General features: G+C 52.7%; 10 protein-coding genes. All 10 read right to left on the reverse strand.

Annotated features, from left to right (window positions below):
• Positions 1 to 27: 27 nt before the first annotated feature.
• Positions 28 to 1,209 (reverse strand): CaiB/BaiF CoA transferase family protein, encoded by a 1,182-nt coding sequence (locus KJS55_RS10975; RefSeq protein WP_213543337.1) that lies wholly within the window; start codon positions 1,207 to 1,209, stop codon positions 28 to 30.
• 24 nt (positions 1,210 to 1,233) lie between these two features.
• Positions 1,234 to 2,412: a thiolase family protein gene (locus tag KJS55_RS10980; protein ID WP_213543338.1), complete on the reverse strand. Its 1,179-nt coding sequence runs from the start codon at positions 2,410 to 2,412 to the stop codon at positions 1,234 to 1,236.
• Positions 2,413 to 2,566: 154 nt separating this feature from the next.
• Entirely contained in the window at positions 2,567 to 3,568 is a 1,002-nt protein-coding gene (locus KJS55_RS10985; protein WP_187029791.1) for a fumarylacetoacetate hydrolase family protein, read from the reverse strand.
• 33 nt (positions 3,569 to 3,601) lie between these two features.
• On the reverse strand, positions 3,602 to 4,495 hold the full coding sequence (locus tag KJS55_RS10990) for a DUF6282 family protein (protein ID WP_213543339.1): 894 nt from the start codon (positions 4,493 to 4,495) through the stop codon (positions 3,602 to 3,604).
• A 12-nt stretch (positions 4,496 to 4,507) separates the two neighbouring features.
• Entirely contained in the window at positions 4,508 to 5,782 is a 1,275-nt protein-coding gene (locus KJS55_RS10995) for a TRAP transporter large permease (RefSeq protein WP_228300520.1), read from the reverse strand.
• Between the two features lies 1 nt (position 5,783).
• Positions 5,784 to 6,296, reverse strand: coding sequence for a TRAP transporter small permease (locus tag KJS55_RS11000; RefSeq protein ID WP_213543340.1), 513 nt, complete (start codon positions 6,294 to 6,296; stop codon positions 5,784 to 5,786).
• Positions 6,297 to 6,372: 76 nt separating this feature from the next.
• Entirely contained in the window at positions 6,373 to 7,416 is a 1,044-nt protein-coding gene (locus tag KJS55_RS11005) for a TRAP transporter substrate-binding protein (protein WP_213543341.1), read from the reverse strand.
• Positions 7,417 to 7,461: 45 nt separating this feature from the next.
• On the reverse strand, positions 7,462 to 9,048 hold the full coding sequence (locus tag KJS55_RS11010; RefSeq protein WP_213543342.1) for an amidohydrolase: 1,587 nt from the start codon (positions 9,046 to 9,048) through the stop codon (positions 7,462 to 7,464).
• Between the two features lie 60 nt (positions 9,049 to 9,108).
• Positions 9,109 to 10,455 carry a hypothetical protein gene (locus tag KJS55_RS11015; protein ID WP_213543343.1) on the reverse strand — a complete coding sequence of 449 codons (1,347 nt, stop codon included), beginning with the start codon at positions 10,453 to 10,455 and terminating at the stop codon, positions 9,109 to 9,111.
• A 350-nt stretch (positions 10,456 to 10,805) separates the two neighbouring features.
• On the reverse strand, positions 10,806 to 12,857 hold the full coding sequence (locus KJS55_RS11020) for a sigma-54 interaction domain-containing protein (protein WP_213543344.1): 2,052 nt from the start codon (positions 12,855 to 12,857) through the stop codon (positions 10,806 to 10,808).
• Between the last annotated feature and the right edge of the window lie 374 nt (positions 12,858 to 13,231).

Consider the following 13,231-nt stretch of genomic DNA (forward strand, 5'->3'; position numbering starts at 1 on the left):
CGAGCTATGTAGTGTGCTTTGCCAGATTTAGATGACGCCCTTTCGAGAGAGCGCAGAGAGCTCCGCAGGAGTATAGCCGATGGAGGCCAGGATTTTTGAAGTATCTTCTCCCAGCATCGGGGCGGCTTTCATGATGCTGTCTTCCTCATAGGAAATTTTAATGGGAGTTCCAGTGATGGTGATCTTTCCCATACCGGGCTGGTCAACTTCCCAGAGCATATTTCTAGCTCTGGTCTGGGGATGGTTCACCAGCTGTTCAATATTTTGAATACGGCCGAAGGGGATACCCGCTGCCAGGATCATTTCCTCCAGCTCCTGGACGGTCTTGGTGGTGCTCCAAGCCTCAATCTGAGGCTTGAGGGCGGCGTAGTGGTTGCAGCGCTCAAAGTTCGTGACAAAGCGGGAGTCTTGAGGCAGCTCCGGCCGGCCCATCATGTCGCAGAGCTTGGCAAACATCTCATTGGTGCCGCAGGCGAGAACAAACATGCCGTCCTTTGCTTGGAAGGAGTCAAAGGGGGCGATGGCCTGATCGCTGTTGCCGCTGCGGGAGTGGAGCTCCCCCAAAATGGTGTAGTCGATGACGAAGTGATCCATGATGTGAATCATGGTGTCCACCATGGCAACGTCCACATGGCCGCCTTCACCGGTTTGCTCACGCTTGTAGAGGGCCATGAGAATGCCGATGGCCAGAAGCGCGCCGGTATAGTTGTCGGCGATTGCGGGGCCCACCTTGGTGGGCAGTCCATCGGCAAAGCCAGTGACATCCATCATGCCGCCCATGGCCTGGGCCACAATGTCATAGCAGGGGCGGTGCGCCAGCTCGCCGTTCAGACCAAAGCCGGTGATGTTGGCGTAAATGATTCGGGGATTGATGGCTTTCATGGCCTCATAGGAAAAGCCCAGCTTTTCCAGCACACCCACCTTGTAGTTCTCGCAGACCACATCTGCGGTTTTTAAAAGCCGGCGAAAGACCTCTTTTCCCTCTTCGGACTTCAAGTCCAGGGTAATACCGGATTTATTCCGGTTCAAACAAGCATGAAAACCGCTTTCACCGTTTTTCATGGGGCCCCAAGTGCGGACCTGGTCGCCAACGCCGGGACGTTCAATCTTGATGACCTCTGCGCCATGATCTGCTAGGTTCATGGTGCAAAAGGGGCCGGCGTATGCCTGAGATAAGTCGAGGATTCTCACTCCCTCTAATGGCCTCATAGTATGATATCTTACCTTTCCAAATTAAAATCTGCAGTTTTCCACCAACATGGCGATTCCCTGGCCCCCGCCGATACACATGGTGACAAGGCCGGTTTTTTCGCCCCGGTCCCGGAGCTCATCCAGGACTTTGATGGTAAGGATTGCCCCGGTGCCGCCCATAGGATGCCCCAGAGCAATTGCCCCACCGTTGACGTTGACCTTCGCCATGTCAAAGCCCAGTTCCCGGCAGCATGGAACCGCTTGGGCAGCAAAAGCCTCATTAATCTCGATAATGTCAATATCCCTCAGGGTTTTTCCAGCTTTCTTCAAGAGCTTCGGCGTCGCGGCCATGGGCCCCATACCCATAAAGTGGGGATGGACGCCGGCCACGGCATAGCCGGTGATCTTGCCAAGGGGCTTCAGACCCAACCGATCCGCCAGCGCCTTATCCATGAGGACCAGGGCAGCAGCACCATCGCAAAGGGGAGAGCTGTTGCCCGCCGTTACCAGATCACCTCGGTATGCAACGGGAGTTAGTCGTCCTAAGGATTCCATCGTGGTCTCCGGACGGATGGTCTCGTCCCGCTTGATGCGGATGGGGGCGCCCTTGCGCTGGGGAACGGAGACTTCCATCACACTCTCGTCGTAGAATCCACGGTTCCAGGCGGCATCGGCCAGCTCATGGGACCGCAGGGCAAACCCGTCGCACTCCTGACGGGTCATGTGAAACTTTTCCCCTACATTCTGCGCGGTGTCCACCATGGGACACTCGCCAATGGCATCCGTGACACTGGGGGGATCATAGAACATCTCAGGACAGGGAACCTGAAAGGCCTTCTTGGGCTTTGCCATGATCCAGGGGCGCGTGGAGTCGCTCTCCACGCCGCCGGCTACCACCACGTCATAAAAGCCGGACTGGATGGACATGGCGGCAAAGGCCACGGCGTTGGCGCCGGAGCCGCACTCCCGGTCCACCTTGATGGCAGGGACTTCCATGGGGAGGCCGGCAGCCAGCGCCGCGGCGCGAGCAATATTTTGCCAGTCGTTATTCAAGATATTTCCAAAGATGACGTCGTCAATCAGCGCGGGGTCAATACCGGCGCGGCGAACAGCCTCCCGGATAGCAAGGGCGCCCAGGTCCGCCGCGGTGATAGAGGACAGAGCCCCGCCTACCCTGCCCACGGGCGTGCGTACCATGGATACAATCACAGCTTCTCTCATGCTGAATGATCCTTCCTCTCTGCTGCGCTGGGGGCACAGAAAGAATGCCCACACAGCAAGCTGTAATGAAATTTAGGAGACAGCCACCGCAGGCGAGGCGCGAGCATCTGAAACGGGAGTCGGGAGGACCGCTCCTCGTACGGCGGCACAGAGATCAAATCGCCTTGATGTGGTTTTTCATGGTTCCGATGTGCTCAATATAGGACTCCAGAACCTTTCCGTCGTAGCTTCTAAGGTCGGCATTATCGAACTCCTTCTCGTTAAAGGAGATCACAGTGCCGCAGGAGCAGAGATCGCCCGGCTTGAGGGTATGGGCCTGACTGAGATAGGGGATCATGTAGTCCACCTGGAAGAGCATCTCATTGGTGGAGCCCTCCTGCATTTTCTTGCCGTCCAGATAGGCCTCCATGGTCTGGTCAAACGCCTTGTCAATGGGCAGCTCGTCCACCGTCACCAGCCAGGGGCCCATGGGGGCGAACGTGTCGAAGCACTTGTAGCGGCCCGGATACATGACTTTCTCCTGCTTACCCTCGCCGTTGACGCAGATCAGCCACTCGCGGTTCATCCGCAGCGTAAAGGCCGTGATGTCGTTATGCACCGTGAAGCCATAGATGTAGTCACGGGCCTGGGACTCAGGGACATTCTTACCGCCCTTGCCAATGACAAATACCATTTCGACCTCGGTGCCCACGATGCCGATATCGGGGATTTCAATGTCGTCATAAGCGCCGCACAGGCAGGAGTTATATTTGCTGAAGTACAGGGGATGAGCGGGCCCCTCAGGCTTGATGCAGCGCTCAAACTCGAACTTGTTGTTGATCGCCATGGAGAAAATTTTCTCGGGATTGGGCACAGGGGCGCGGAAGTGGATGTCCTCACAGTTGTATAGAATGCGTTCGCCGCAGGGGCCCGTTGCGTCCAGGTGCTGCTCCACATACTCCATGGCCAGACGCAGCTCAGCCTTGCCGTGTTCACCGCACTCAATCATCGGAACCATCTCGGAGGGAACCACCACATCCGCCAGCTGCTGCGCCCTGGGGGCGCCCTTGGCCTTTTGGTATGCGGCATAGGCGTAGTTGCAGTCCGCAACCTGCCCGTTGGACATCAGCACACCAATCCGGTTGATCTCACCGACGTTAAAGCTGCACAGTTTCATTGTTTTTCACCTTTCTATCCTTTGATTGTTTGATTAATCATGAAGGCCCAGAAGCCAACCGGGTGTGACAACGCCCATCTGATGGATCTGCTCCTCGCTGACTCCGAATTTATCGCGGAGGAATTGGGCAAAGTGGATCAACCCCTCCACTGGCTCGATGTTGCCGTTTTGACCGTAATCGGAATCGATCACCAGCCGTTCGGCGGGAATAGTTTCCAGCATGGCTCCAACCACACCCGGATCGCCGTCGGCAAAGCTGGAAACTGGGTCGATATCGCAGGCATTCAGCTCCAGGATCGCGCCCATGGAGGCCCAGCGGGACATCTGTTCCAGGGTGGCATTAATCATGCAGAAGGGATGATTTACCAGGATGCGCGAAATTCCCTTTTCCACCGCCGCTGAAAGCAAAGCGTCGATCTCGGCGGGGGAGCCGTGGCCTGTGGCTAAAACGACCTCGGGTCGTTTTGACAGATATTCCAGGAGAGCGTTCACCTCCGGCAGAAGAGCACCGCCTTCATCCAAATAGTAGATAGGGGTCTCAGGAATACTCTCTCTGCCACCCCCGACAAAGGCCTTGCCGGCATAGGCCTGGATATGGTGCTTTGCGGAGACGGTTGGCATTGTGACCAGCTTTACGCCCATGCCGCAGGCTGCGTCCACGGCTTTGAGGTTGATGCCGCCCTGGGCGTTGTTCAGGACAATCTGGCCAAAAATTTGGGGAGTACCCTCCTCCTGACCAAAGTGGCTCTGGACCAGCTGCGCACTCATCATAGTGGGGAAGTAGTGATCCTTGATGACCAGGCCGCGAAAACCCTTGGCAGCGGCGTTCCGGAAGACATCCAAAGCATCCACACACCGTTTGGAGATGGAGGGACCCGCGTGGATATGCAGGTCACAGAGCCCCTGAATAGCAGTTTCTAAAGACATGAATTCCCCTCCTTATGCAAAAACGTTGGGCAACAGCATGACTACCTGGGGCAGATAGCCCAGGGCAATAGTAATTGCCATGGCAACAAAGGCAAAGGGAAGCACGGCCCGGCAGATTTTGGAGAAGCTGATACCCGAGACATTGGAGGTGACAAACAAGGTCATTCCCACGGGCGGGGTAATTAGACCGACCGTGATCAGCAGACAGTACAGCAGGCCAAAGTGCACAGGGTCCATACCGATGAGATCTGCCAGAGGGGTGAGGACAGGGATGAACACCAGCATGGCAGCAGTGGCATCCATGACACAGCCCACTGCGACCATCAGGAGGATGCAGATCAGCAGAATCAGATACTTGTTGGTAGTGATAGCCAGCACGGTGGACATGACCACCTCTTTGACACCGGCAATCGCCAGAGTCCAGCTCATGATGTTGCCAAAGGAAATGATAATCAGCAGCGCCGCAGAGACCATGCCGGCCCGCATCAGAGCGGCGGGAAGCTTTTTGAGATCCAGCGTCTTATAAAGTAGACCGACAATGATAGAGGCGACTACAGCCACAGTGCCGGATTCTGCTGGGGTGAAAATCCCGGTCAAAATACCGCCCATCATGATCAAAGGAATCAACAAGGCAGGAATGGCCTCCACAAAGGCTTTCCCGACACGGCGGAAGGAAAATGTTTTACTGGGAGCAGGATAGAGATTGAAGATCTTACCACTGACAAAGATCACGGCGATAAAACCAAGGGCCAGCAGAATTCCAGGTACGATACCGGCCAGAAACAGGGAACGGACAGAGACACCCGTCAGAACACTGTAATAGACAAATGTGGTGCTGGGGGGAATAATCGGGCCAAGTACGGCGGAGGAAGCAATCAGCGCGCCGCTGAATTCCTCTGTGTAGCCATCTTCCTTCATTTCAGGAATTGCGACCTTACAGAGAATAGAGGAGACTGCGTTGGCAGAACCGAGAATAGCGGCCAAGACGGCGGAGACAATGACCACCGCATAGGCAAGCCCACCCCGGATCTGGATCACCAGTTCGCGGAACAGGGCGAAAAGGCGCTTAGTGATGCCTCCCTCATTCATCATTTCGCCGGCGATAATAAAGAAGGGAATGGCAGAAAGGCCCGTAGAGTTTAACCCAGCAAACATCCGGTTGATAATCGCACCAAAATAACTCATATCTCCCATATAGGCGATATGGGCAACACCAGTAAGCCCCAACAGAAAAGCAATTGGCATGCCAATCAAAAGACATACGACAAAAATCAGAACAACAATCAACTTAGGTGCCCTCCTTTTTAAAGGCGACGGCTTTGTACTTGGCAATTCGGTTGGCAAGGCTGCATACACAGAACAAAATCATCAGAGAAAAGCCGATTACAAAGGCCGCATAAGGGACAGTCATGGGAATTTTCAGTCCGGAAGAGATTGCAATTTGGGTGCTCCTGGCTGTAATAGTCTGAATGCTGAGGACCAGACAGATTACCAGCAGTACCAGGCTGAACAAATCCGTGACAATGCCAAGAAGAAACTGTACCTTGGGAGTAAAACGATTCAGCAAAGAGTCAAACCCCACCAACTCTCCATAACGGTAACTGACGGCTCCGCCCACCATACCGATATAGACCATGGCAAAACGTTGGAATTCATCAGACCAGCTAAAAACTTGGCCAAATAAGTAGCGTCGGACGACTTCGACGAAAGAGACAATAATAGTGGCAGCGATCAGGATTGCCAAAAAGTACTTGATGATCTGACAGATCCAATCCATCGCGGCATTGTATTTTTGAAGCATGAGTGCCCTCCTTTTTCGATCTGCGTCCCCTGCCGCACCAGACTGGAATCGGGCGCGGCAAGAAGACGCGGGGTATTTATGCCAGACCGCGGGCCATCTCCACAAAATCCGCGATCAGGGGGTCCTTGGCCATATACTCGTCCACAATATGGGCAGTGGCGTCCTGGAACTCCCTAAGCTGGGTGTCGTCCAAAACTGTAATTTGCATGCCGTTTTCCTCGCACTTCGCCCGGGAAGTCTCGTCTATTTCCAGGATGTATTTCTCAAAAGTATTCTTCATAGCCAGGTCTCCGGCGTCCATAATGAGTTGTTGATCCTCGGGGCTGAGGCTATTCCAGAAGTCCAGATTTGCAATGCTGATGCCAGGAAAACAGTACATACCGACCTCAGTAATATAATCCACAACCTCATAGTGCATTTGGCCGGCCAGAGTGGTGTAGTTTACCTCTTCTCCATCCACTACATGGTTCTGCAAGGCAGAGTATAGCTCAGAATACTGAATGGTGACAGGGTTGGCACCAAGAGCCTTGATGGTAGCATCCAAAACGTCGCTGGTAGGAATTCTAATTTTGAGCCCCTTCAGGTCAGCCACGCTGTTGATTGGCTTGCTAGTGGTTGCAAAATGGCGGATGCCATTCTCGCTAGTGAACAAAATTTTGATACCCAGCTGTTCACCTACGGCATCACAGATAGCCCGATATTCGTCGCTGGTAAGAGCGGCGTATTCCTTCTCATAATTGGTCAGCAGGAAGGGCAGGGTGAGGACTTCCAGCAACGGGGTGTACATGCTGAAAGTAGTGCCTCCGACGCTGCTGATCTGGAGAGTGCCGTCGATTACCTGCTGAAGAATATCCTCATCAGTGCCCAGGGAGGAGGAGTTGTGAACGACAAACTCAAATCGGCCGCCACTTTTTTCCTCAACTTCGGCAATAAAATCTTCCTCAGCCATGGTAGGAGCCTGCCCGGGCAAAGAGGTTGAGGCCAGGTTGATCACATACTCCGCAGAGGAATCATTTTTGCCGGATACTTCATCTGGAATTTCCACGTTGGCATCTTCTCCGCAGGCAACCAAACCCAGCATCATTACAAAACACATGATACATGCAAACCATTTTTTCATTTTCTTCTCCTCCATTTTAAATTGATCTATGAAATGCACGCGGGGTTATTCGTACAATGGCTCACCTCCCAGATAGGTCTGAACAACACTGACTTTACTGATTTCCTCAGGATTAATCTGAAAAATATCCATATTGAGGATAATAAAGTCGGCTAACTTTCCGGGCTCTAAAGTACCCTTGATCCGTTCCTCGTGCCCGACACGGGCGGCGTTGGCGGTGAACATCTTCACTGCAGAGAAGACATCAATGCATTCCTGTGGATTGACAACAGTTTTACCGTCAAAAGACTGGCGGGTTACAGCGCATCCCATTCCATGGAAGGGGTCCATATCTCCCAGGGGACCATCCGTGCCCCCGGTGACACAGAGTCCTGCATCAAAGAAGGATTTGATTCCATGATAATAGCGATTCAGATTGCCTAGTTTTGTTTCGCCATTTAGTGTGGTGGGAGCTTGGATAAAGATGGGCTGCTTGTTGATGATAACAGGAAGCTTTTTCATTCGCTCCAACTGATCTGGTCGTGTCACCGCGCAGTGAATCAGTTCAAACTGGGTGTTGCGAGCAGGGTCCTGAATACGTTCAACCAAATCCAACACAATGTCCAGAGCAGCATCACCAATGATGTGAATGGCAACTTCGTTTCCCAGAGAGTATGCCCGTTCAACCCGTTTACAAAACGAAGCCTCATCCAGCACCATGCAACCTTTCCAACCAGGTTGGTCCGCATATTCCTGAGAAAGAAAAGCGGTGCGTTCAGACATGGCGCCGTCTGCAAAGAATTTACAGGAGCTCAAGCGAACCATTTCACCTCCGAGGCCGGAGGAAATGCCCATACTGTTTTCATAGCAATCGCAGTAGCACATATTGATCCGCATAGGCAAAGTTTTTTCCTGGGACATTTCCTGATATAAACGGGCTCGTCCTAGAGAAGAGGGGGAGAACTCGTAGATAGCGTGGAGCGTGGTGTAACCTCGCTTGGAGCTTTCAAGCAGACAATCCCGGATGGCATTTTTTGCGTCGCCGTCATCGGCATAGAGAGGAGGACAGTTCTGCATAATATGGGCATTCACGGCAGTTTCTTTGAAAATCCCGGTGGGCTCTCCGGCTTCATTCAGCTCTACAATTTCACCAGGTAATGGCTGATAGCCCTTTTCGATTCCGGTAGCTGCCAGCAGCTTGCTGTTCCCCATATAACTATGTCCATCAAAGGACATGATATAGATTGGGATTTCTGTACTAATCTGATCCAAATCGTAGCGATTGGGCAGCCGCTGTTCAGCGAGAAGTGCTGACGAGAGTCCTTTGCCCAGGAGCCATTGACCAGACTTCAGTGTGGAAAGGCGCTTGGACATCAGGTCAATAACCTCTTGAATACTTTGGGCACCGGCCAGATCAACCTTTCTGCTGTCATCCACCATCTCGGGAATGTGGCAGTGTGTGTCGATGAGTCCGGGAAGCACCGGCTGATGCTTCAGATCCACCTGCTCGCGTACATGGTAAGCAGAAATTTCCGCATTTGATCCTACGGCCAGAATTTTTCCGCCATGGACCAACATCGCTTCGGCGCAGGTTTGATTCTCATCCATGGTGTAGATTTTTCCATTGAGAAATGCCTTGTCAAAAACCAACAAACGATTTCATCTCCTTATATATTGTTATATATGGTAAATTTCATAAATCGCTGACCGGATTTAATCGATCAGGATGATGACCAGGGTAGCAAGCAGGTAATAGGGAATCGCAAAGGGAAGATTTGCCCGCAGGCAGATACGGGCGGGTGATTCTCGCAGCTCCTGGGACAGAGTCAGGATGAGCCCTGCAAAGGGGGAGAGCATATAAGAGAGGCAGCAGCCAAGAGACATCGCCAGACCCAACTGCAGGGAGGACACCGGCAGGATCATTTCTGCCAGGATGGGACCCACCATCAATACAGAGACGAAAGGGTGAAGTCCCACCAGAGAAAAGGCTACAATACTCATGGGCAATAGTGGCAGGACCAGGGAGCCAAGCAGATCCTGGCGGGCTGCGCAGAAGTCGGTGAGCCTCACGGCAAAGCCGGAGTATTGAATTGCAGCTGAAAAGACGCCCATGGAGAGGAAAAAGGCAGAGAGGTCCTGATTGCGGGGCAGGTAATCCTGCCACCAGAGCTGAAATACCGACGGCATCTCCGGGACACGTCCCTGAGCCAACAGCCAAACAGCAGCAACGATCAAAATCGTAATCAATAGCCGACCGGTAGAGGTGCTGAACCCCAAGCGTTCCAAAATGGTAATGGCCGCCACGATGACGATCAGGATCAGGATCAGACGTTTCACCTGCTTCCAAGCGGCAGGAGCAGCAGGCGGATGGTTCCCCAAAAGGGTTTGCCCATGAAAACGAAGAAAAGAGATTCCTACACCTAATGCTAAGCCTAAAGTCGACAGAGCAAAGGCTGGAGGAAAATAGGACTGCCAGCTGAGACCAAATATCTGCATACTCATTAAAACGGTGACAGTCCCCGGGGCCCAAAGAAAGAGTGTGCAGTAGCCCCAAGATACCGAAGAGGCCATAAAGCGGTGGCTCCCTGTGAGGCGGCTGGACAGAGCGGGGGAGATGGCGGCCAGAATAACAACCACGGAGCCAAGGCTCATGATGCTGGCCAGCAAATGAGCCAGGAGCATGACCAGGCAGAAGAGACTCACGAGGCTTTTGGTACCAGACCGAAGACATTCCGCCACGGCCGCCTCATAGCCGCCCCGCCCCATCGCCAGGGAGAGACTCTGCATAACAATGAGGATGACCGCTGTTTTCATCATGGACTGGAGCCCCTGGGACCATTGACCAAGGGGGGCGCGGCACGCAAGCAGCACCCCTGCGCCGATCAGGAAAAAGGCCCAGGCCGGAAGGCGGAAGGTCTTGCCTATGAAGGGAAGGTTTACAGCTAGGACGACTGCTGCCGCAACAGATGCGGCGCTGGACAGGGAAAAGGGAAGCAGGACATCCAGCAGATACAGCAGCACCATAGCGGACATGGAGACATTTGAAATTGTTTTTCTCATGGTTTCTGGCTCTCTTGGGTACTGGTAGTATGACTTCGTTTCATGATTTCACCAACCGATCACTGTGGGTGTTTTTTGGTTGCCCTGCCTTTGTTTAACTATAGAAGCAAATTTTGTGCCAATTAAAGGGCTGTCAGGAAGAAGCAAATTTTATCTTTAGAAATGAACAATTTAGAAAGAGATTTTTTGTGTAGATTTACGACATAAAATGACCTGAGAACAAGATGAGCAAGGAAAAACTTCATATTCCAGGTATCCAAGCATGCAAAAAATAAAAATCGAGTCATATAGTTGAGTCTTTTAACTCGACTATATGACTCGATTTGGTTCAGATGACTCGACCAAAGATGTTAAGTGTCCATCAGTTGGAGACCGTATTTCTTCAGTTTCCTGACGATGGTGGATTGGCTGGTTTGAAGTGCCTTGGCCATCTCCCGAGTGGAATGGCACATGGCAGCCGCGGCGCGGTATCGGGACTCTTCGTCATCTGCTCTGGACGCTTGCCGGGGATGGGACTCCCATCTGCCGCATTCGTTTTTCTGAAACTCCTGACGCAGATCCTCGCCCGTGATGACACTTTTCTCGGAGCATAGCAGCAGGCGTTGAATCATATTTTCCATTTCCCGAATATTTCCAGGCCAGGTGTACTCAAGGAGAGCATTTTTGGCGTGAGGGGAAAAGTGCTTTTGTATCCCGTATTTCTCGCTGTATTGCTGGAGAAAGTTTTGGGCTAGGGGGAAGATGGAATCTCTTCGTTCTCTCAGGGGAGGCACATACAGGTTCACAACATTGATACGATAATATAAATCCTCGCGGAAGCGCCCCTGGTCCACCAGATTTTTCAAATTCCGGTTTGTAGCCAGAATCACACGGACATCCACAGAGACGGCCTTGCTGCTGCCGATACGGACAACTTCTTTGGATTGGAGGACTCGCAGCAATTTTACTTGGCTGGAGAGTGACATGTCGCCAATTTCGTCCAAAAACAATGTCCCGTGGTTGGCCTCTTCAAAATAGCCGGCTCTGCCATCCTTCAGGGCACCGGTGAAACTGCCGCGTTCATAGCCGAAGAGCTCGGATTCGAAAAGGTTTTCAGAGATGGCGGAGCAGTTGATTTTAATGAAGGGTTTATCCCGTCGGCTGCTGAACTGGTGCAGGATGTTGGCGACGACATCCTTTCCAGTACCAGTTTCCCCAGTGATGAGAACGGTGGTGTTAAAGGCCGCAATTCGCTTAGCGATGCGTAGAATCTCCGTCATCTCCGGGCCATGGATCACAATATTGGCAGGGAGATTATCAGGATGAGCACCTCGCTCTTCCTGACAATAATAAAGGGTCTGAGAGCGGCCTGAACAGGAGCGGGGCTGAAAGCATTGAGCCAGGGCAGGATATTGCCGCAGAAGCTGTGTGCAGAAATCTACGTGGCCTTTGATATAACCCCGATAAAAAAGAAGGTTCATCTCCTTACCGATGCCCTCGGCCCCCAGGCCGGCCACGGAGTAATGAGCGGCAGGATTGGCAAAATAGACGGTTCCCTGTTCTCGGATCACAAGGATACTGAGCATTTCAGAGCCGGGGAGACTGTTGCAATCCACGATCAAATCAATGGGCAGATTTCCCAGAGCGTCCTGTATCTGGCGGCAGGCGGTGAGAGGATTGCTGTCGTCTACCAGAAGAACACGATCTATAATATCCAGCTCTTGAAGCTCCGGCAGAATTTCGGGGCGCATGGTCACGGCGATGAGAAGGCCGGTGCTGCCCAGCTTTTGGCGAAGAGAGAACAGGCTGACCAGACCGACCTTCTCTGCTGCGCCCACGACCATCGCCACCATCCCGGGACGGCAAAGCAGATTGGCCTGATAGCCGGAGCCAGCCTCTGTTACGATGGGCAGAAAGACATGGGCGGGGACTGCGGGCGGAATCCGGGCATAGAGACCGGTTTCAAAGAGGATGCCGTACCCGTCCACCTCCAACTGGCCAGTATACATATCCACGCTCTTTACTTGCTCAATCACAAGCGGCGTCAGGTTCAAGGAGATGAGCGTGCAGATTTCATCTCCAGGCTTGAGAATGCCAAAGGCGGGATGGCAAGGGCCGATTTCCTCTACAACACCGGACAAAGTGCCGCCAGAGCCTGTGATGGGATTTTGCATTTTGCCCCGCATGGAGACAATGCTGCAGATTTTTTGAACCAGCTGAGCGGGATCGTCGTTGGCATCCAACCGCAGCTGAGAAAAGCTGGCGGCATTGATATTCAGAGTTTTCATGCGAATGAGAAGCTCGTTTTCAAAAATGGGAAGGGATGTGTCCAATTTCCAGGCCAGGTGGGGCAGTGTGCCCTCAGGGTCAATGCTGCGATGGGAACCGAATGGACAGGCCGCAGGCCGAACGGCATTCTGCATGGCGCAGGCATCCTCCTTTCAAAAGAGTTTGTTACTTATTTTGTTACTTATTATGATGCATCATGAACGGTATGTAAAGGGCAAAATGGTGTATTTGTCTATTCAAAAAAGGCGTTGTCCAGCCATATCTGGACACTCGCAGTTGCTTCTGGGACAACCGTAGCGATGAAAGGTCTGAAAAACGATTCCATTGCCGCTGAGTTTCAGAGTCCTGCTGGCAAGGGCGCTTGGGGAGGACTTATTCTGGAGCGGAGCGGCCATAGGTGGCGGAAGGGTTTGCCCCTCAGTGGAAAGGCCCCTGATACGGATGTCTGAATGATTCAGGAATGAGGCTTCGCCTTTTCCCACAGCCTGGTGAATCGGGATTCCCACTA

The sequence above is a fragment of the Pusillibacter faecalis genome, assembly GCF_018408705.1.
GTDB classification, from domain to species: domain Bacteria; phylum Bacillota; class Clostridia; order Oscillospirales; family Oscillospiraceae; genus Oscillibacter; species Oscillibacter faecalis.